The organism is Candidatus Paracaedibacter symbiosus (assembly GCF_000757605.1).
Taxonomy (GTDB): Bacteria; Pseudomonadota; Alphaproteobacteria; order Paracaedibacterales; family Paracaedibacteraceae; genus Paracaedibacter_A; species Paracaedibacter_A symbiosus.
In genome coordinates, this window is record NZ_JQAK01000001.1 from 497,627 (window position 1) to 515,573 (window position 17,947).

Genomic DNA, 17,947 nt, shown 5'->3' on the forward strand with positions numbered 1-17,947 from the left:
GTATAGCTTGGCAATTATATTCCCAGTCTCCCTTCACTCAAGCCTTTGCTCTTACTGCTTTTACACACCTCATCCAACGACGACTAGCTACCTTGAGAAACGCCCCTTCCCCCGAAATATTGAGGAAAAAACTATCTTAATAACAGTAGTGTTGGGCAAGTTTGGGAAACCTATAAAAGGCGGCACATATGGCCGCCTTTTTAAACTTTTTAAAGTTTATAAAGCAAAGCTTTATTCAGCTTCTACTTCAACAGCTGCTGATGATTTTGCAGATTCATCACGGTCAACTAATTCAATGATTGCTAAGGGTGCATTATCTCCATAACGGAAACCAGCTTTGATAATCCTAACATAACCACCATTCCGATCGGCATAACGTTCGGCCAAAGTTGTTGTCAGCTTTTGTGCTGATGCTTCATCGCGCAAGCGAGATGCTGCCAAGCGGCGTGAATGCAATGTACCTTGTTTACCAAGAGTAATTAATTTTTCCACATACGGACGCAAGTCTTTTGCTTTTGGCAAAGTAGTTGTAATTTGCTCACGTGTAATCAAAGCTTGGGCCAAGTTTGAGAACAAAGCTTTTCTGTGTGAGCTTGTTCTATTTAGTTTACGGCCTTTAAGGGCATGTCTCATTTTTTATCTCCAACCAAAAAATCTTAATTAAAAGGGTCTTCAAGTTTCTTTGTTAATTCTTCAATATTTTCTGGCGGCCAAGATGGAATCATCATACCTAGGCTCAAGCCCATATTTTCAAGAACTTCTTTAATCTCATTAAGCGACTTACGACCAAAATTAGGTGTCTTTAACATTTCTGGCTCAGTCTTTTGGACCAAGTCACCAATGTAAATAATATTTTCATTCTTTAAGCAATTTGCTGAACGAACTGAAAGTTCAAGCTCATCAACCTTGCGCAACAAATTAGGATTGAAGGGAAGTTCAACCGCTTCTTTCTTTTTCTCTGCATACTTTGGCTCTTCAAAGTTTACAAATTGTTGCAACTGATCTTGCATAATACGAGCTGCCAAAGCAACAGCATCATCTGGTTTCATAGAACCGTCAGTCACAATATGCATAGTCAGTTTATCATAGTCAGTACGCTGCCCAACGCGAGTTTGATCAACCTTATAGCTAACACGCTTTACCGGACTAAAAATAGCATCAATAGGCATAACACCGATCGGTTTTTCATCAGTAATCATGTTCGCAGCAGGAACATAGCCCTTACCATTTTCAACCGTAAGCTCCATATTGAGCTTTCCACCTTCATCTAATGTACAAATAAGCACATCCGGATCCAGTATTTCAACATCAGCAGGGCATTCAATTTGTCCAGCGTACACGGGCCCTGTTTCAGTAACATTCAATCTTAAACGCTTGGAATTTTCTGCATCTGACCGAACACCCACAGTTTTCAAGTTTAAGATGATGTCAGCAACATCTTCCCTAACCCCAGGGATGGTGGAGAACTCATGCAAAACACCATCAACTTTAATAGATGTAATTGCAGCTCCCTGCAAAGACGATAAAAGTATTCTTCTTAAGGTATTCCCCAAAGTCATACCATAACCACGTTCTAGCGGCTCAGCAATAATTACCGCTTCACGAAGGTTCTGGTTAAGAAACCTAACATCTAATTTGTGCGGCTTAATGAGCGCCTGCCAATTGTTTTGTAACACTGTGTTCCCCACTATATTAACTAAAGCTTGTTGCGACCAAAAAACAATTATACGCGACGACGCTTAGGTGGTCTGCATCCATTGTGTGGAATCGGCGTAACATCTTTAATGGATGTAACTGTAAAACCAACAGCTTGCAAAGCACGCAAGGCAGTTTCACGACCTGAACCTGGTCCTTTTACGTACACAGCAACATTCTTTAGACCATGCTCTGCAGCTTTACGTGCAGCGTCCTCAGAAGCAACTTGAGCTGCATAGGGTGTTGATTTTCTAGAGCCTTTAAAACCAACTGTTCCAGCAGATGACCAGGAAATAACGTTTCCAATGTCGTCTGTAATGGTAATCAATGTATTGTTAAATGTTGCGCTAATGTGTACTTGTCCGTTTACGATATTTTTACGTTCGCGACGCTTTACACGAGTAACTGATTTCTGTGCCATTTTTAACTACCGTCTAATTTTTATTTCTTACCAGCCATTTTCTTACCAGCGATAGGCACAGCCTTACCTTTTCTGGTGCGAGCATTTGTATGCGTGCGTTGACCGCGAACTGGCAAACCACGACGGTGACGCAAACCACGATAGCATCCCAAATCTGTCAAACGCTTAATATTCATAGAAATTTCACGACGCAAATCACCTTCAACTTTATAGTCTCTATCAATGATTTCACGAATTTTCAAAACTTCTTGATCAGATAAGTCACTAACACGACGAGTTTCATCAATGCCAGCCTTTTCAATAATCTCTTTAGACATAACTCGACCAATACCATAAATATATGTTAAAGAAATTAACACTCTTTTTTGGGTCGGTATGTTAACACCAGCAATACGAGCCACTGCAATTATCTCCCTTAAATAATAAAACCTGACTGAACCAAACTATTTTTAACTTCAGCTTGAATTGATTCAGCAGCTTGAGACGCATCGATATCTTTCACTAAACCTTTATTTCGGTAAAAATCACGAACCGCCTCTATTTCCTTCATATACACTTCGACGCGCTTTTTTAAGACTTCAGGGTTATCATCTTTACGTCGAATAAACTTATTTCCATGGCACTTATCACACACCCCAGATACAAGAGGTATTTTATAAACATCGTGATAAACTGCACCACATGACGCACAAGAGAAACGACCTGAGACTCTTTCAACAAGAAGCTCTGTATCAACTTCAAAATTAATTACTAAATCAACTTTTAACTTTTTTACACTAAGTAAGGTATCAAAAGCAAGTGCTTGATTTAATGTCCTTGGATATCCATCAAAAATGAAATTTACTTTTCCAGGTCTTTCCAAAACATTTCCAATTATTTCAGTTACAATCTCATCTGGAACATACAGCCCTGATTCCATAATAGATTTAACCTTTAACCCTAAACCAGATTGGGCATCTATTTCTCGCCTAAGCAAATCACCAGTTGATATGTGAACAAAATTATAGTTATCAACTAGATTTTGTGCCTGCGTGCCTTTACCTGAGCCCGGCGGACCGAAAAAATAAAAATCATCTTTTACATTTTCCCTTTAAGCTTTGCTTTACGGATCAATCCTTCGTATTGATGAGCCACAAGGTGTGACTGAAGTTGACTGATCGTATCGATGGTTACACTAACCACGATTAATAAGCTTGTCCCACCAAAGTAAAAAGGTAGAGATACTTTCGCGAGAATTAACTCTGGCAACACGCATATAGAGGCCAAGTAAAGTGCACCAACAGCAGTTAGCCTAGTTAAAACATAATCCAAAAAATCAGCAGTCATCTTGCCTGGGCGAATACCTGGGATAAAACTCCCCATTTTACGCAGATTTTCAGCAGTCTCTGTCGGATTAAAGACAATCGCCGTATAGAAGAATGCAAAAAATACGATTAGCGAAATATATAAAGCTATGTATAAAGGCTTACCATGTGACAAATGAACTGCTATCATTCCTAAAAATGAATCCGGGTTTGCCCCTGAAAAGCTTCCAATAGTGGCGGGAAAAAGCAACAAAGAAGAAGCAAAAATTGGCGGAATGACACCAGAGCTATTCAGTTTTAGAGGCAAATGAGATGACTGCGCACTTGCTGGACGATCGGCGGCTACCTGCCTTTTTGGATATTGAATCAAGATGCGACGTTGCGCTTTCTCCATAAACACGATATAGCCAATAACTACTGCAATCATAAAAAGGACACCAATAATCAGAAGTGTGGAGACATCCCCTTCACGACCCAAAATAAAAGTACGAACAACCGCTTGCGGCAAGTTAGCAACGATACCTGAGTAAATGATTAACGAGATCCCATTCCCAATACCACGTGAAGTGATTTGCTCACCCAACCACATAATAAAAAGTGTTCCACCTGTAAGCGTCACTATTGTAGACAGCTTAAAAATAATCCCTGGATTTAAAACAGCAGAACCCGCAGCAACTGTAATTTTTTCAAGCCCAACCGCAATACCGAACGCCTGAATTGAGGCCAGAAAAACTGTTCCATAACGCGTATACTGATTTAATTTACGCTTACCAGATTCGCCTTCCTTTTTCAAGGCTTCAAGATGGGGCGATACAGACGTTAAAAGCTGCACAATAATGCTAGCAGAAATATATGGCATAATATTCAATGCAAAAATAGTCATACGACCAATTGCACCCCCAGAGAACATATCTAAGATGCCCAGAATTCCACCTGAGTGATCTTGAGTAAACTCGCGAATCACTTCAGGATTAATTCCTGGTAAGGGAATATAAGTGCCGAAACGGTAAACGACTAACGCAGCTAATGTAAACCAAATTCTCTTTTTTAAATCCTCTGCCTTAGCAAAGGTAGAAAAATTAAAACCTGAAGCAAGCTGCTCAACAGCTGAAGCCATAACGACACCTACTTATTACAAATTATGATAACTTGACACTACCACCAAGTTTTTCAACTTGTTGGAGAGCTGATTTTGTTGAACGAGTAACTTCTAAAGTAAATTTATGCTTTAGTTCACCAGTTGCGACAAGACTGATACCATCATACCATTTTTTCATAAAACCAATTTTTACCAAAACATCACGATCAACAGTTTCACCAGCTTTAATTAGGCCAGCATCAACGGCGACATTAAGTTTTTCAAAAGTTAGCTCAAATAAGTCTTGCGCATGAATATTCTTAAAACCACGTTTCGGCAATCGACGATAAATAGGTGTTTGACCACCTTCAAAGCCATTTATAGCAACGCCAGAGCGTGCAGTTTGGCCTTTTCCGCCGCGACCCGAAGTCTTACCAAGACCTGAACCTATGCCACGACCTAAGCGCTTTTTTTCACGCCTGGCTCCACGGTTATCTTGGATTTCATTTAATCTTATTGACATTACAACCTCACACTACTCAACAACTTCAACCATGTGAGACACCTTGGTAATCAGACCGCGAACTGCTGGTGTATCCAATAGCTCTTTAGTTCTATTCATTTTACCAAGACCAAGTGACTTTAAGTAAAGTGATTGACGAGCGTCTCTACGCAACGGGCTTCCAACTTGGCGCACTACGATAGTAGCCTTTGTTTTTTCTTTATTCGTCATGATTATCTCCTTATTTGAGAGGCATCGCGACGTGCGACAATTTCAGGAACTTTACGTCCTAACCTATGAGCAATTTGCTTTGGAGAGTGTACATTTGTCAATGCGGCAACTGTTGCACGAACCATATTGTAGTAGTTGGAAGTACCTACAGATTTGCTAACAACATCTTGAAGACCTAAAGCCTCAAAAACTGCACGCATTGGACCACCAGCAATAATACCAGTCCCTGCCGGAGCCGTTCTTAAATAAACACGACCTGCCCCAAAACGACCCGTTACATCATGGTGCAATGTACGCCCTTCACGAAGAGGTACACGAACCATAGAACGCTTGGCCTGTTCAGTTGCTTTGCGAACAGCGTCAGGAACTTCACGCGCCTTACCTGAACCAAAACCAACTCGACCTCGACCGTCACCCACAACAACAAGTGCTGAAAAGCGAAGGTTTTTACCCCCCTTAACAACCTTTGTCACACGACGTACGCTCACGAGTTTTTCGACGAGCTCTTGCTCTTCACGTACATTTTTATCATTATTTGCTACTTTAGCCATTTTAAATCCTTAGAAGCTTAATCCAGATTCACGAGCAGCATCAGCTAAAGCCTTCACGCGACCGTGATAGATATATCCTGAACGATCAAAAACAACGGACTTGACACCTGCTTTTAATGCGCGCTCTGCTATTAAGTTGCCAATCTTCTTTGCCGCCTCAATGTTGCCACCATTTTTGAGATTCACTCTCAATTCTTTTTCAACAGTTGAAGCACAAGCAATTGTAACCGCTTTTTCGCCATCAATGATTTGAGCATAAATATGGGTATTTGTACGGTGAACAGTCAGTCTTGGTCTCTCTGCGTTTACGCGACGCAATTTAGCACGGAGCCTTGTCTTTCGTCGTTCATGTAAATTAATAGAATTAGACATAATACTACTTCTTCTTACCTTCTTTTCTAATTACAAATTCGCCCTGACGAATCACACCTTTACCTTTATACGGTTCTGGCGGGCGATAGCTACGAACTTCTGCAGCTACTTGACCAACCAACTGGCGATCAGCACCTGTAATTGCAACAGAAGTAGGTTTTTCACACTTAACTGTTATACCATTAGGTAAGGTATAAACAACATCATGACTAAAACCTAACTGCAGAGATAGACTGTTACCTTGAACCGAAGCTCTATAACCAACGCCTACAAGTTCTAAATTAACAGTAACACCATTTGCAACGTCATTTACTAAATTTTTGATGCGGCGTTGTGTTGTCCCCCAAAGAGCACGAGCTGTAGTCGATTCATTGGCTGGCTTTACAAGGATTTGCCCATCTGTCATTTCGACAGTAACCGCATCAGACAACTGCATGCTAAGCTTACTTAGCTTTCCTGCAGCTTCAATTGTACCATTGCTAATGTTGACATTAACACCAGCAGGAACAATAATAGGGTTCTTTCCTACACGTGACATGTTTACCCCTAACTAAAATACTTTACAAAGAATTTCGCCACCGAGACCTTGCTCTTTAGCATCTACGTCTGACATTACACCTTTTGATGTAGAAAGAATGTATATACCCAAGCCACTATGAACAGTACCGATATCGCTTACTGAAGAATAGACACGACGGCCTAACTTAGAAACACGATCAATAGTCTTAATAGCAGCTTCACCTTCAACATATCTCAACTCAATAACGACATCTTCGATACCAGGTCTAACAGCATTAACTGAGTACCCCCGAATATAACCTTCGCTTTTCAAGATATCAAGGATAGCTCTGCGTTGCTTAGAGTTAGGTGACACAACTTTCGCTTTATGTGCTAGTTGACCATTACGAATACGAGTCAACATATCACCAATTGGATCATTTACATACATAGTTAATTACCAACTTGACTTAATTAAACCAGGTATTAGACCAAGAGACCCCAATTCGCGCACAGCAATACGAGACATGCGGAATTTGCGGTGGAATCCACGTGGACGACCTGAAACTTCACAACGATTTCTAATGCGTGTTGCTGATGAGTTGCGTGGCAATTCAGACAACTTAATTACAGCTTCTATACGCGCTTCAAAATCGACATTTTTATCGTAAATAACTTCTTTTAATTTATCACGACGGCTTGCAGATTTCTCTGCAAGTTGCCGACGACGGTTATTTTTATTAACAGAACCTAAACGTGCCATTTTATACCGCCTTAGTTCATAAATGGTACATTAAGAGCCTTGAGCAATGCTTTGGCCTCTTTGTCTGTACCTGCTGTTGTACAAATGATAATGTCCATCCCGCGAACTTTATCAACTTTATCATAGTTAATTTCAGGGAAAATAATTTGTTCCTTAAGGCCCATGGCATAATTCCCACGACCATCAAAGCTCTTCCCAGAAACGCCCCGAAAATCCCGAACTCGAGGTAAAGCAATGTTAATTAGACGATCAAAGAACTCAAACATACGATCTTGACGTAGAGTTACTTTAGCGCCAATACTCATTCCTTCGCGAAGTTTAAAGCCAGCAATTGATTTTTTAGCTTTAGTGATTACTGGTCTTTGCCCAGCAATTGCCGTTAGTTCATCAACTGCAACTTGCAATTTTTTACTATCTTGTGCTGCTTCTTTTACGCACATATTAATTACAATTTTCTCTAACCGAGGAACTTGCAATTCATTTCCGTAGCCAAATTCCTTCACAAGGTTTTTGACTACTTCATTCTTGTAATAATCATAGAGCCGTGTCATGACAGCCTTCACATCCTACTTAAATGTTATCGCCACTTTTTTTGGCAAATCTTACCTTAGAACCATCTTCCAAGATTTTATAACCAACTTTTGTTGCAGTATTATCTCTTGGATCAATAAGGGCCACATTAGAAATATGAATCTTAGTTTCTTTTTCGATGATCCCCCCAGCACTCATTTGTGTTGGCTTTGTGTGGCGCTTAACTATCTTAACTCCTTCAACAAGGAGCGAAGATGTTTTAGAAAGCACTTTCAAAACGGTACCAATCTTACCTTTATCACCGCCAGTTCTGACAATAACGCGGTCACCTTTTTTGATTTTAAATTTAACTACAGTCATTATAGAACCTCTGGAGCAAGCGAAATAATTTTCATATAACCAAGGTTACGTAGTTCTCTTGTTACGGGGCCAAAAATACGTGTCCCAATTGGTTCACCAGCCTTGTTAATAAGTACAGCAGCATTAGTATCAAACTCAATTTCACTACCATCTTGACGACGGATAGACTGTTTGGTACGAACGACAACTGCGCGATGTACGTCACCTTTTTTTACCTTACCTTTTGGCAAAGCATCTTTAATAGACACAACAATAACATCCCCGATGGACGCATATCTGCGCTTAGAGCCACCAAGTACTTTAATGCAAAGTACTTGTTTGGCACCGGAGTTATCAGCTACATCTAAACGTGTTTCTGTTTGAATCATTTTACTGGCTCCTTAGACTTGCGCACTATCTGCGTAGACTGCGTGCCAACGTTTAGACTTAGAGATTGGCCGTCCTTCTATAATTTTTACCAAGTCACCAATCTTGTAAGTATTGCTTGGATCGTGCGCAGCATACTTACATGAACGCGTGATATATTTTTTATAAACAGGATGTTTAATGCGTTTTTCAACACGAACAACAATTGTTTTGTCATTTGTATCACTCACAACTACACCCTCAAAAACTCTGCGTGGCATTATAAGCTCCCTGTATCATTTTTAAGTTGGTCTAGACGTGTCATGATCCGCGCAACATCTTTTCTATTCTTGCGAATTTGAGCTGTATTCTGCAATTGCCCCATACTCTTCTGAATGCGCAAACCAAGTAACTCTTTCTTTAACGCAATGAGTGAATCATACAATTCACTCGCCGTTTTTGTTGTTAATTCTTGGTACTTCACTTTTCTACCTCAACCAATACGTTTTACGAAACGAGTTGCAATTGGCAACTTCGCCGCGGCAAGTTCAAATGCCTTCTCTGCTACTTCAGGCAATACACCATCTAATTCAAACATAATCTTGCCTGGCTTCACACGGCACACCCAATATTCTGGACTACCTTTTCCGCTTCCCATACGCACTTCAGCTGGTTTTGTAGAAACTGGCACATCTGGAAAGATACGAATCCAAACACGACCAACACGGCGTATGTGCCGTGTAATAGCTCTACGAGCAGCTTCAATTTGGCGAGCAGTAATACGAGCAGGCTCTAATGCTTTTAATCCATAGGTACCAAAGGAAACAGTGGTACCTGCTTTTGCGTTACCGTGGATTCTCCCCTTAAACGCTTTACGATATTTAGTCTTTTTTGGCGCTAACATCAAGTAAAATCCTCTACTTTTATAAAATTACCTGTTTACAGGCGCTTCTACGCTTCTTTTTTCATGCGCCATAGGGTCGTGCTCAAGGATTTCCCCCTTATACACCCAGACCTTAATACCACATGTCCCATAGGTAGTCTTAGCAACACCTAGACCATAATCAATGTCGGATCTAAATGTATGTAGAGGAACTCTACCTTCGCGGTACCATTCCATACGGGCGATTTCAGCACCACCTAAGCGACCGGAACAGTTAACGCGAATACCCAATGCGCCAAGACGCATTGCAGACTGCATAGAGCGCTTCATAGCTCTACGGAAAGAAACACGACGTTCTATTTGTTGTGCAATGCTTTCAGCAATCAAACGAGCATCTAATTCAGGCTTACGAACTTCAACCAAATTTATAATAACTTCAGTTTTAGTGATATCAGAAAGCTTTTTACGAAGTTTTTCGATATCCGCACCCTTTTTACCAATTAAAACACCTGGACGCGCGGTATAAATTGTCAAACGCGCTTTTTTAGAAGGCCGTTCGATAATAACACGAGAAACTCCAGAAGCTTGCAAATTTTCGTGAACAAATTTTCTAATTTGTAAATCTTGATGCAACTGAGTTGCATAGTCTTTTTCAGAATACCAGCGTGAATCCCACGTTTTGTTAATTCCGAGACGAAGACCAATTGGATTAACCTTTTGACCCATAACCTTAAACCTCTTGTTCGCGAACAATAATTGTCAAATGACTAAATGGCTTTCTAATTCCAACACCACGACCTTTTGCACGAGCCATAAAGCGTTTCATTAAGAACGCTTGACCAACGCTTGCTTCGTGAACAACGAGATTATCAACATCTAAGCCATGGTTGTTTTCTGCGTTTGCAATTGCAGACATCAAAGTTTTCTTCACATCAAGGGCGATTCTCTTACGGGAGAACGTCAACAAGTCAAGAGCCTTTGCTACTTTTAGCCCACGGATTTGTTGGGCAACTAGATTGAGCTTTCGTGGGCTTACATGAATGCGACGAAGTTTAGCTAAAGCTGTATTATTTTTCTTCATAATTAGCCTCTTTTCGCTTTCTTATCAGCCCCATGGCCATAATAAGTTCTTGTTGGTGCAAATTCACCAAGCTTATGACCAACCATGTTTTCTGTTACAAAAACAGGCACAAATTTCTTACCGTTATGAACCCCAAATGTAAGTCCCACGAATTGTGGTAGGATTGTTGAACGGCGAGACCACGTTTTAATAACGTCTTTACGTCCAGATTTTTGAGCTGTTTCAGCTTTTTTAAGCAGATAACCATCAAAAAATGGACCCTTCCAAACTGATCTTGGCACGAGTAGTCTCCGTTATTTACTTCTTTTTCTAATAATGTATTGTGATGTACGCTTATTATTTCTAGTTTTCTTACCTTTTGTGGCAATACCCCAAGGTGTACAAGGGTGACGACCACCAGATGTACGCCCTTCACCACCACCGTGGGGGTGATCAATCGGGTTCATAGCCACACCACGAACACATGGTTTCCAACCGAGCCAACGACTACGACCAGCTTTACCATAGTTTCTGTTTTGATGATCAGGGTTAGAGACAGCCCCTATAGAAGCATAACACTCTCCTCGGATCAAACGTAATTCACCTGATGCTAATTTCAAAATAGTATTGGAACCATCACGCCCGGCAATCTGGGCATAAGCACCAGCTGAACGAACAAGTTGAGCTCCTTTACCAATTTTAGTTTCAATATTGTGAACAATTGTCCCCACAGGAATATTTTTAAGTGGCAAGGCGTTACCAGGCTTAATATCAGAATTTTCACCAGAGATAACCTTGTCACCTACTTTTAAGCGTTGAGGTGCAACAATGTAGGAATGTTCACCATCTACATATTGAATTAAAGCAATAAATGCAGAACGATTTGGATCATATTCAATACGCTCAACAGTCGCCTCTACATTTAATTTGCGACGCTTAAAGTCAATCAAACGATAACGCTGTTTATGACCACCACCGCGATTCCAGCTGGTGATACGGCCGTGATTATTACGGCCCCCAGTTTTCTTTTTACCCTCTGTCAGACCTTTGAAAGGCTTACCTGCCCAAAGTTCCGAACGATCGATATTAACCAGCTGGCGCTGAGAAGGAGTGGTCGGTTTATATGTTTTTAATGCCATCTTTAGATTCCCGAAGCAATATCAATGGTCTGACCTTTAGCCAATGTTACAATCGCTTTTTTGCGATTACTTTGCTGACCTAATCTACCACGAAAACGTTTTTGCTTACCTTTGAGGATAAGCGTATTTACTGCATCAACTTTAACATTGAAAGCAAGCTCAACAGCTGACTTAATAGTTTGCTTTGTTGCCGTCTTGTTCACAATAAAAGCAACTTGGTTGTTTTCGCTCTGTCTCGTTGATTTTTCAGTCACCAATGGGGATGATATTACATCAAACAATGAAATATCAACTTTATTTATATTTTTCATCGCAGGCGTTCCTCTAATGCTTTAACAGCACCGACTGTTAGAATAACTTTGTCCTTACGCATAATATCGTAAACGTTCGCACCTATTTGGGGCAAGACATCAAAGTCTCTGATATTGCCTGATGCTTTTAGAACATTGCAGTCTGCTGGAACTTCATAATCGATAAGAAGTGTATTCACAATATCCAACTTAGTCATAACAGAAAGCAAATCTTTCGCCTTAGCCGACGGAAGGTTAAAATCATTAATAAACAGCAATTCGCCAGAGGCAAGCTTTGTTGACAAAGCAATTTTCAAACCAAGCTTTCTAACTTTTTTTGGTAACGCATATGCGTGTGAGCGAACAACTGGACCGAAGGAAACGGCACCACCACGGAATTGAACTTGACGTTTACTACCATGACGGGCACCGCCAGTACCTTTTTGGCGGTAAATCTTCTTACCGCTTCCACGTACCTCAGCCACAACCTTAGTTTTGTGAGTTCCAGCACGACGCTTTGCCAATTGCCACTCGATAACACGCGACAAAATGTCAACTCTTGGCTCTAACCCGAAAATTTCTGGGTTAAGCTCTATATCGCCAGTTTTCTTGGCATTTAGATCTAATACATTATGTTTCATTTTAGTAACCATTCTTCAATCTTACAGACAAGATTACGCTGTGCATTTAATTGCATCACGAACGTATACAATTCCACTACGTGACCCGGGGATACTTCCCTTAACAAAAATCAACCCACGATCAACATCAATACCATGAACTGTTAGATTGAGTTTCGTCACCTGACGGGCCCCCATGTGACCAGCCATCTTCTTGTTCTTAAAGACTTTACCTGGATCTTGACGGTTCCCCGTTGAACCGTGACTTCTGTGCGAAACAGAAACACCGTGTGATGCGCGCAACCCACCAAAATTATGGCGTTTCATAGCACCAGCAAAACCTTTACCAACAGAAATGCCTGTTACGTCAATCATTTGACCAGCAGTAAAGTGAGCTGCAGTAATTTCAGTTCCTGGGTCGAGCAAGTGCTCAACATCAACACGAAATTCTTTTATATGTGCACGCGGTTCGATTCCTACTTTCGCAAAGAATCCACGAACAGGCTTTGTCAGGTTATTTGGCTTAACTTGCCCTGCAGCGAGCTGAACTGCTGTATAACCATCAGCACTATCTTCTGTTTTTTTGCCAATCACAACACAATTGTCAACGCGAAGAACCGTTACTGGGACTAAAGTACCGTCAGCGGCAAACACCTGCGTCATACCAATTTTTTCAGCAATGAGACCAGTTCTCATAATTCACCTCTATAACTTGATTTCAACATCAACCCCAGCGGCGAGGTCAAGTTTCATCAATGCATCAACAGTTTGCGGCAACCATTCAATAATATCGATCACTCTTTTATGAGTACGAATTTCAAATTGCTCACGGGATTTTTTGTCAATGTGCGGGGAGCGCAAAACAGTCAACCGTTCGATTAGTGTTGGCAACGGTATAGGGCCCCGAACTTGCGCACCAGTACGCTTAGCAGTATTAACAATTTCTTTTACAGACTGGTCAAGCAAACGATGATCGTATGCCTTCAATCTAATTCTTATATTTTGATTTTCCATATTAAACAGCTCACTTTAATAAAGTTGCAAGGGGCAGTATGCCCCTTGCGCTTAAATAAATCAACGACTTTCTTTATTTAACGATCTTAGCGACGACACCAGCACCAACAGTACGGTTTCCTTCACGAATCGCAAACCGTAGACCTTCGTCCATCGCAATCGGTGAAATCAACTCAACAATCATATTGACATTGTCACCTGGCATTACCATTTCAACTCCTTCAGGAAGTTTTACAGTACCTGTAACGTCTGTTGTACGGAAGTAGAACTGTGGACGATAGTTACCAAAGAACGCTGTGTGACGACCGCCTTCTTCTTTTGTCAAGATATAGCATTCACCTTCGAACACTGTATGCGGTGTAATCGACCCAGGCGCTGCCAAAACTTGACCACGTTCAACATCTTCACGTTTTGTTCCGCGAAGCAACGCACCAATGTTATCCCCTGCTTGACCTTGATCAAGCAGTTTGCGGAACATTTCAACACCAGTACACACTGTCTTTTGAGTGTCGCGAATACCAACAATTTCCACTTCTTCACCAACTTTAATAACACCCCGTTCAACACGACCTGTCACCACAGTCCCGCGACCTGATATGGAGAATACGTCTTCAATTGGCAACAAGAATGGACGATCTATTGCGCGTTCTGGTTGTGGAATGTAAGTGTCGACAGCTTCCATCAATTTCAAAATCGCTTCGCGACCAATTGCCTCGTCACGACCTTCAAGAGCACATAATGCAGAACCACGAACAACAGGGATGTCATCACCTGGAAAGTCATAGGAGGAAAGAAGTTCACGAACCTCAAGCTCAACCAAATCCAACAATTCTGGGTCATCAACCATGTCAACTTTATTCATGAAAACAACAAGCGCTGGAACACCAACCTGACGGGCAAGCAAGATGTGTTCACGAGTTTGTGGCATTGGGCCGTCAGCTGCTGAAACAACAAGAATACCGCCGTCCATCTGCGCCGCACCTGTGATCATGTTCTTAACATAGTCAGCGTGTCCTGGACAGTCAACGTGTGCATAGTGTCGATTAGCAGTTTCGTATTCAACGTGGGCTGTTGAAATCGTAATACCACGGGCTCTTTCTTCAGGAGCTTTGTCGATTTGATCGTAAGCTGTGAATTGTGCACCACCGGTTTCAGCCAGTACTTTCGTAATCGCTGCTGTGAGTGATGTCTTACCATGGTCAACGTGACCAATCGTTCCGATGTTACAATGCGGCTTATTGCGCTCAAACTTTGATTTAGACATTTTTAATTCCTAAACATAATATTCATATAAATTGAGCTAAAGCTTATCTGGCCTTAGCTTTAATTTCATCCGCTACGCTTTGAGGGACCTGGTCGTAGCAAGCAAAAACCATTGAAAACTGCGCACGACCTTGGCTCATAGAGCGAAGCGTATTAACATAACCAAACATTGACGATAATGGAACCATTGCGGAGATCACACGGGCGTTAGCACGTTGGTCCATATTCTTCACTATACCACGGCGGCTCATCAAGTCACCAAGAATGTCTCCCATGTAATCTTCTGGCGTGACAACCTCCACATTCATGAGGGGCTCTAATAACTTGGGGTTACACTTTACCAAACCTTCTCTGAAAGCTGCACGCGCTGCAATTTCAAATGCCAGTGAGCTGGAGTCAACATCATGGTACGCCCCATCAAACAAGACGGCCTTAAAGTCAATTACTGGATATCCCGCAACTACACCTGTGTCGAGAGAAGATTGCAATCCTTTTTGAACGCCAGGGATATACTCTTTTGGAACAGCACCACCCACGATTTCATTTTCAAATACAAAACCTTCACCCGGCTGCAACGGCTCAAAGCGAAGTTTAATACGAGCAAATTGACCAGAACCACCAGATTGTTTTTTATGGGTGTAGTCGACTTCGTTTGTTTTGGTAATGGTTTCGCGGTATGCAACCTGTGGTGCTCCAACGTTTGCTTCAACTTTAAATTCACGACGCATGCGGTCAACGATAATTTCTAGATAAAGCTCCCCCATCCCTTTAATAACAGTTTGACCTGTTTCAGGATCTGTAGTGACACGGAATGACGGATCTTCCCTGGCAAACCTTGACAAGGCAAGCCCCATTCTTTCTTGGTCAGCTTTTGTCTTTGGCTCAATAGCAACTTCAATAACAGGTTCAGGGAAAATAATTTTCTCCAAAATTACAGGCTTTGTCGGTTCGCACAACGTATCACCAGTCGTCGTTTCTTTCAAACCACAAAAAGCAATAATGTCACCGGCATAAGCATTTGGAATATCTTCACGACTATTTGCATGCATCAACAACATACGACCGACACGTTCACGTTTCCCTTTTGTTGCGTTCACGATATAGCTACCTGATTCAAGCTTACCTGAGTAGATACGAACGAAGGTCAATGTTCCAACAAATGGATCAGTCATAATCTTAAATGCAAGACCACTGAAAGGCTCATTATCATCAATTTTACGAATAATTTCCTCATCACCATCAACAGAAGTACCAGCAATCTGGATAAGGTCCTGGGGTGAGGGCAAGTAATCAACAACAGCATCAAGAAGTGGCTGAACACCTTTATTCTTAAACGCAGTCCCACAAAGAACTGGGAAGAATTTTTGGGTTAGAACCCCTTTACGGATACAATGTTTCAAATCTGCAGTAGAAATTTCTTCACCAGACAAATACTTTTCAAGCACCGCATCATCAGCTTCAACAGCTGTTTCAACTAACTTAGCATAATATTCTTCTGCTTTTTCTTTCATATCAGCAGGAATTTCAACAATATCAAACTTCGCACCGAGTGATTCATCTTGCCAAACAATGGCCTTCATGGTGATCAAGTCAACCATACCTGAGAAGTCACTTTCGATACCAATCGGTAAGTGCATCACCAATGGATTCGCACCAAGGCGATCCACAATCATATTCACACAACGATAAAAATCTGCCCCCATACGGTCCATCTTGTTGACAAAGCAAATACGCGGAACGCGATACTTGTCAGCCTGGCGCCAAACAGTTTCAGATTGAGGTTCAACACCAGCCACACCGTCAAAAACTGCGACTGCACCGTCAAGCACGCGCAAACTGCGCTCAACTTCTACGGTAAAGTCAACGTGACCAGGAGTGTCGATGATATTAATACGATGATCATTCCAGAAACATGTGGTTGCAGCAGACGTAATTGTAATACCGCGTTCTTGTTCCTGTTCCATCCAGTCCATGGTTGCAGTCCCTTCATGGACTTCACCAATTTTATAGGACTTTCCAGTGTAATAAAGGACACGCTCAGTTGTTGTGGTCTTACCAGCATCAATGTGAGCAATAATACCTATATTACGGTAGTTTGCGAGTGGCGTTGTTCTTGTCATATCGTCATCCAACCATGTTACCAGCGATAATGTGCGAAAGCACGGTTTGCTTCAGCCATTTTATGGGTATCTTCACGCTTCTTTACAGCTGCCCCACGATTATTGGAAGCATCCAGAATTTCTGATGACAAACGATCTTCCATGGTTTTTTCTGAGCGCTTACGGGCACTGCCAATCAACCAACGAAAAGCTAGGGCTTGTGCACGATCAGAACGGACTTCTGTCGGAACTTGGTAAGTTGCACCACCAACACGGCGGGAACGTACCTCAATAGCAGGTTTAACGTTATCAAGTGCTTCACGGAAAATATCAATAGCATTCTTGCCATTTTTTCCATGAACTTTATCAAGAGCACCATAAACGATCTGTTCAGCAACAGATTTTTTACCTTGATACATAATGTTATTAATAAATTTAGTAAGAACAATCTCACCAAATTTTGCATCTGGATGGATTTCTCTCTTTTCGGCCGCGCGACGACGTGACATAACTACCTCTTACTTTTTTACTTTGGACGCTTTGCGCCGTACTTGGAACGACCTTGACGACGGTCTTTTACACCTTGTGTATCAAGGGCACCACGAATAATATGATAACGCACACCAGGCAAGTCTTTTACACGGCCGCCGCGAATCAACACGACAGAGTGTTCTTGCAAGTTATGGCCTTCACCCGGAATGTATCCGGTAACTTCAAAACCATTGGTTAGACGAATACGAGCAACCTTACGTAAAGCTGAGTTTGGCTTTTTTGGTGTCGTGGTAAATACACGTGTACAAACGCCACGCTTTTGCGGACAACCTTGCAACGCAGGAACCTTGTTTCGTGTTACTTTTGGTGTACGTGGCTTACGAATTAACTGATTAATTGTAGGCATTAGCCTAATCCCTTTTCTTTAACTTTAACT

30 protein-coding genes and 1 pseudogene are annotated in these 17,947 nt (G+C 41.6%); all 31 read right to left on the reverse strand.

From position 1 onward, the window contains the following. Window positions 1–231 precede the first annotated feature (231 nt). The gene (gene rplQ / locus IG80_RS0102295) at window positions 232–633 is read right to left on the reverse strand and encodes a 50S ribosomal protein L17 (RefSeq protein WP_032112414.1); all 402 of its coding nucleotides are present in this window, start codon (window positions 631–633) and stop codon (window positions 232–234) included. A gap of 23 nt (window positions 634–656) precedes the next feature. Further along, window positions 657–1,676 carry a DNA-directed RNA polymerase subunit alpha gene (locus IG80_RS0102300; RefSeq protein WP_032112415.1) on the reverse strand — a complete coding sequence of 340 codons (1,020 nt, stop codon included), beginning with the start codon at window positions 1,674–1,676 and terminating at the stop codon, window positions 657–659. A 47-nt stretch (window positions 1,677–1,723) separates the two neighbouring features. Next, window positions 1,724–2,116: a 30S ribosomal protein S11 gene (gene rpsK / locus IG80_RS0102305; protein ID WP_032112416.1), complete on the reverse strand. Its 393-nt coding sequence runs from the start codon at window positions 2,114–2,116 to the stop codon at window positions 1,724–1,726. A 20-nt stretch (window positions 2,117–2,136) separates the two neighbouring features. Beyond that, entirely contained in the window at window positions 2,137–2,517 is a 381-nt protein-coding gene (gene rpsM, locus IG80_RS0102310; RefSeq protein ID WP_032112417.1) for a 30S ribosomal protein S13, read from the reverse strand. A gap of 14 nt (window positions 2,518–2,531) precedes the next feature. Beyond that, window positions 2,532–3,170, reverse strand: a pseudogene (locus IG80_RS0102315) (adenylate kinase); the annotation flags it as partial. A gap of 23 nt (window positions 3,171–3,193) precedes the next feature. Next, window positions 3,194–4,537: a preprotein translocase subunit SecY gene (gene secY, locus IG80_RS0102320; protein WP_032112418.1), complete on the reverse strand. Its 1,344-nt coding sequence runs from the start codon at window positions 4,535–4,537 to the stop codon at window positions 3,194–3,196. Window positions 4,538–4,559: 22 nt separating this feature from the next. Then, window positions 4,560–5,015 (reverse strand): 50S ribosomal protein L15, encoded by a 456-nt coding sequence (gene rplO / locus IG80_RS0102325; RefSeq protein WP_032113280.1) that lies wholly within the window; start codon window positions 5,013–5,015, stop codon window positions 4,560–4,562. An 18-nt stretch (window positions 5,016–5,033) separates the two neighbouring features. Further along, on the reverse strand, window positions 5,034–5,231 hold the full coding sequence (gene rpmD, locus IG80_RS0102330; protein ID WP_032112419.1) for a 50S ribosomal protein L30: 198 nt from the start codon (window positions 5,229–5,231) through the stop codon (window positions 5,034–5,036). A 2-nt stretch (window positions 5,232–5,233) separates the two neighbouring features. Further along, window positions 5,234–5,782, reverse strand: coding sequence for a 30S ribosomal protein S5 (gene rpsE / locus IG80_RS0102335; RefSeq protein ID WP_032112420.1), 549 nt, complete (start codon window positions 5,780–5,782; stop codon window positions 5,234–5,236). A gap of 9 nt (window positions 5,783–5,791) precedes the next feature. Beyond that, on the reverse strand, window positions 5,792–6,154 hold the full coding sequence (gene rplR, locus IG80_RS0102340; RefSeq protein WP_032112421.1) for a 50S ribosomal protein L18: 363 nt from the start codon (window positions 6,152–6,154) through the stop codon (window positions 5,792–5,794). A 4-nt stretch (window positions 6,155–6,158) separates the two neighbouring features. Continuing rightward, window positions 6,159–6,692 (reverse strand): 50S ribosomal protein L6, encoded by a 534-nt coding sequence (rplF, locus tag IG80_RS0102345; protein WP_032112422.1) that lies wholly within the window; start codon window positions 6,690–6,692, stop codon window positions 6,159–6,161. 12 nt (window positions 6,693–6,704) lie between these two features. Continuing rightward, on the reverse strand, window positions 6,705–7,103 hold the full coding sequence (gene rpsH, locus IG80_RS0102350; protein ID WP_032112423.1) for a 30S ribosomal protein S8: 399 nt from the start codon (window positions 7,101–7,103) through the stop codon (window positions 6,705–6,707). Window positions 7,104–7,109: 6 nt separating this feature from the next. Then, window positions 7,110–7,415: a 30S ribosomal protein S14 gene (rpsN, locus tag IG80_RS0102355; protein ID WP_032112424.1), complete on the reverse strand. Its 306-nt coding sequence runs from the start codon at window positions 7,413–7,415 to the stop codon at window positions 7,110–7,112. 11 nt (window positions 7,416–7,426) lie between these two features. Further along, the gene (gene rplE / locus IG80_RS0102360) at window positions 7,427–7,966 is read right to left on the reverse strand and encodes a 50S ribosomal protein L5 (RefSeq protein WP_032112425.1); all 540 of its coding nucleotides are present in this window, start codon (window positions 7,964–7,966) and stop codon (window positions 7,427–7,429) included. A gap of 19 nt (window positions 7,967–7,985) precedes the next feature. Then, window positions 7,986–8,306: a 50S ribosomal protein L24 gene (rplX, locus tag IG80_RS0102365; RefSeq protein ID WP_032112426.1), complete on the reverse strand. Its 321-nt coding sequence runs from the start codon at window positions 8,304–8,306 to the stop codon at window positions 7,986–7,988. Continuing rightward, on the reverse strand, window positions 8,306–8,674 hold the full coding sequence (rplN, locus tag IG80_RS0102370) for a 50S ribosomal protein L14 (RefSeq protein WP_032112427.1): 369 nt from the start codon (window positions 8,672–8,674) through the stop codon (window positions 8,306–8,308). The genes rplX and rplN overlap by 1 nt, the downstream gene beginning before the upstream one ends. Before the next feature lie 12 nt (window positions 8,675–8,686). Further along, window positions 8,687–8,932, reverse strand: a complete 246-nt coding sequence (gene rpsQ, locus IG80_RS0102375) for a 30S ribosomal protein S17 (protein WP_032112428.1) — start codon at window positions 8,930–8,932, stop codon at window positions 8,687–8,689. After that, window positions 8,932–9,135 carry a 50S ribosomal protein L29 gene (gene rpmC / locus IG80_RS0102380; protein WP_032112429.1) on the reverse strand — a complete coding sequence of 68 codons (204 nt, stop codon included), beginning with the start codon at window positions 9,133–9,135 and terminating at the stop codon, window positions 8,932–8,934. Before rpmC ends, rpsQ begins: the two co-directional genes overlap by 1 nt. A gap of 9 nt (window positions 9,136–9,144) precedes the next feature. Continuing rightward, window positions 9,145–9,555: a 50S ribosomal protein L16 gene (rplP, locus tag IG80_RS0102385; protein ID WP_032112430.1), complete on the reverse strand. Its 411-nt coding sequence runs from the start codon at window positions 9,553–9,555 to the stop codon at window positions 9,145–9,147. Window positions 9,556–9,582: 27 nt separating this feature from the next. Next, window positions 9,583–10,260, reverse strand: coding sequence for a 30S ribosomal protein S3 (gene rpsC, locus IG80_RS0102390; RefSeq protein ID WP_032112431.1), 678 nt, complete (start codon window positions 10,258–10,260; stop codon window positions 9,583–9,585). 4 nt (window positions 10,261–10,264) lie between these two features. Further along, entirely contained in the window at window positions 10,265–10,615 is a 351-nt protein-coding gene (gene rplV, locus IG80_RS0102395; RefSeq protein WP_032112432.1) for a 50S ribosomal protein L22, read from the reverse strand. 2 nt (window positions 10,616–10,617) lie between these two features. Beyond that, window positions 10,618–10,896: a 30S ribosomal protein S19 gene (gene rpsS, locus IG80_RS0102400; RefSeq protein WP_032112433.1), complete on the reverse strand. Its 279-nt coding sequence runs from the start codon at window positions 10,894–10,896 to the stop codon at window positions 10,618–10,620. A 12-nt stretch (window positions 10,897–10,908) separates the two neighbouring features. Then, window positions 10,909–11,733, reverse strand: a complete 825-nt coding sequence (rplB, locus tag IG80_RS0102405; protein WP_032112434.1) for a 50S ribosomal protein L2 — start codon at window positions 11,731–11,733, stop codon at window positions 10,909–10,911. 2 nt (window positions 11,734–11,735) lie between these two features. Further along, the gene (locus IG80_RS0102410) at window positions 11,736–12,044 is read right to left on the reverse strand and encodes a 50S ribosomal protein L23 (RefSeq protein ID WP_032112435.1); all 309 of its coding nucleotides are present in this window, start codon (window positions 12,042–12,044) and stop codon (window positions 11,736–11,738) included. Further along, complete coding sequence (gene rplD, locus IG80_RS0102415; RefSeq protein ID WP_032112436.1) at window positions 12,041–12,664, reverse strand: 50S ribosomal protein L4; 624 nt, start codon at window positions 12,662–12,664, stop codon at window positions 12,041–12,043. The genes IG80_RS0102410 and rplD overlap by 4 nt, the downstream gene beginning before the upstream one ends. Window positions 12,665–12,697: 33 nt before the next feature. Beyond that, complete coding sequence (gene rplC, locus IG80_RS0102420) at window positions 12,698–13,339, reverse strand: 50S ribosomal protein L3 (protein ID WP_032112437.1); 642 nt, start codon at window positions 13,337–13,339, stop codon at window positions 12,698–12,700. A 9-nt stretch (window positions 13,340–13,348) separates the two neighbouring features. Further along, on the reverse strand, window positions 13,349–13,657 hold the full coding sequence (gene rpsJ, locus IG80_RS0102425; RefSeq protein ID WP_032112438.1) for a 30S ribosomal protein S10: 309 nt from the start codon (window positions 13,655–13,657) through the stop codon (window positions 13,349–13,351). Between the two features lie 73 nt (window positions 13,658–13,730). Then, a complete protein-coding gene (gene tuf, locus IG80_RS0102430; protein WP_032112439.1) occupies window positions 13,731–14,921 on the reverse strand; it encodes an elongation factor Tu in 1,191 nt (396 codons plus the stop codon). Between the two features lie 43 nt (window positions 14,922–14,964). Continuing rightward, the gene (gene fusA / locus IG80_RS0102435) at window positions 14,965–17,040 is read right to left on the reverse strand and encodes an elongation factor G (protein ID WP_032112440.1); all 2,076 of its coding nucleotides are present in this window, start codon (window positions 17,038–17,040) and stop codon (window positions 14,965–14,967) included. Between the two features lie 17 nt (window positions 17,041–17,057). Beyond that, complete coding sequence (gene rpsG / locus IG80_RS0102440) at window positions 17,058–17,528, reverse strand: 30S ribosomal protein S7 (protein WP_032112441.1); 471 nt, start codon at window positions 17,526–17,528, stop codon at window positions 17,058–17,060. Window positions 17,529–17,545: 17 nt separating this feature from the next. After that, on the reverse strand, window positions 17,546–17,917 hold the full coding sequence (gene rpsL / locus IG80_RS0102445; protein WP_032112442.1) for a 30S ribosomal protein S12: 372 nt from the start codon (window positions 17,915–17,917) through the stop codon (window positions 17,546–17,548). Window positions 17,918–17,947 lie beyond the last annotated feature (30 nt).

Bases quoted from the DNA above. Each gene is read 5' to 3' on its own strand.
- rplQ (WP_032112414.1), bottom strand. From the start codon at position 633: ATGAGACATGCCCTTAAAGGCCGTAAACTAAATAGAACAAGCTCACAC.
- rpsK (WP_032112416.1), bottom strand. From the start codon at position 2,116: ATGGCACAGAAATCAGTTACTCGTGTAAAGCGTCGCGAACGTAAAAAT.
- secY (WP_032112418.1), bottom strand. From the start codon at position 4,537: ATGGCTTCAGCTGTTGAGCAGCTTGCTTCAGGTTTTAATTTTTCTACC.
- rpmD (WP_032112419.1), bottom strand. From the start codon at position 5,231: ATGACGAATAAAGAAAAAACAAAGGCTACTATCGTAGTGCGCCAAGTT.
- rpsE (WP_032112420.1), bottom strand. From the start codon at position 5,782: ATGGCTAAAGTAGCAAATAATGATAAAAATGTACGTGAAGAGCAAGAG.
- rplR (WP_032112421.1), bottom strand. From the start codon at position 6,154: ATGTCTAATTCTATTAATTTACATGAACGACGAAAGACAAGGCTCCGT.
- rplF (WP_032112422.1), bottom strand. From the start codon at position 6,692: ATGTCACGTGTAGGAAAGAACCCTATTATTGTTCCTGCTGGTGTTAAT.
- rpsH (WP_032112423.1), bottom strand. From the start codon at position 7,103: ATGTATGTAAATGATCCAATTGGTGATATGTTGACTCGTATTCGTAAT.
- rpsN (WP_032112424.1), bottom strand. From the start codon at position 7,415: ATGGCACGTTTAGGTTCTGTTAATAAAAATAACCGTCGTCGGCAACTT.
- rplE (WP_032112425.1), bottom strand. From the start codon at position 7,966: ATGACACGGCTCTATGATTATTACAAGAATGAAGTAGTCAAAAACCTT.
- rplX (WP_032112426.1), bottom strand. From the start codon at position 8,306: ATGACTGTAGTTAAATTTAAAATCAAAAAAGGTGACCGCGTTATTGTC.
- rplN (WP_032112427.1), bottom strand. From the start codon at position 8,674: ATGATTCAAACAGAAACACGTTTAGATGTAGCTGATAACTCCGGTGCC.
- rpsQ (WP_032112428.1), bottom strand. From the start codon at position 8,932: ATGCCACGCAGAGTTTTTGAGGGTGTAGTTGTGAGTGATACAAATGAC.
- rplP (WP_032112430.1), bottom strand. From the start codon at position 9,555: ATGTTAGCGCCAAAAAAGACTAAATATCGTAAAGCGTTTAAGGGGAGA.
- rpsC (WP_032112431.1), bottom strand. From the start codon at position 10,260: ATGGGTCAAAAGGTTAATCCAATTGGTCTTCGTCTCGGAATTAACAAA.
- rplV (WP_032112432.1), bottom strand. From the start codon at position 10,615: ATGAAGAAAAATAATACAGCTTTAGCTAAACTTCGTCGCATTCATGTA.
- rplB (WP_032112434.1), bottom strand. From the start codon at position 11,733: ATGGCATTAAAAACATATAAACCGACCACTCCTTCTCAGCGCCAGCTG.
- IG80_RS0102410 (WP_032112435.1), bottom strand. From the start codon at position 12,044: ATGAAAAATATAAATAAAGTTGATATTTCATTGTTTGATGTAATATCA.
- rplD (WP_032112436.1), bottom strand. From the start codon at position 12,664: ATGAAACATAATGTATTAGATCTAAATGCCAAGAAAACTGGCGATATA.
- rplC (WP_032112437.1), bottom strand. From the start codon at position 13,339: ATGAGAACTGGTCTCATTGCTGAAAAAATTGGTATGACGCAGGTGTTT.
- rpsJ (WP_032112438.1), bottom strand. From the start codon at position 13,657: ATGGAAAATCAAAATATAAGAATTAGATTGAAGGCATACGATCATCGT.
- tuf (WP_032112439.1), bottom strand. From the start codon at position 14,921: ATGTCTAAATCAAAGTTTGAGCGCAATAAGCCGCATTGTAACATCGGA.
- fusA (WP_032112440.1), bottom strand. From the start codon at position 17,040: ATGACAAGAACAACGCCACTCGCAAACTACCGTAATATAGGTATTATT.
- rpsG (WP_032112441.1), bottom strand. From the start codon at position 17,528: ATGTCACGTCGTCGCGCGGCCGAAAAGAGAGAAATCCATCCAGATGCA.
- rpsL (WP_032112442.1), bottom strand. From the start codon at position 17,917: ATGCCTACAATTAATCAGTTAATTCGTAAGCCACGTACACCAAAAGTA.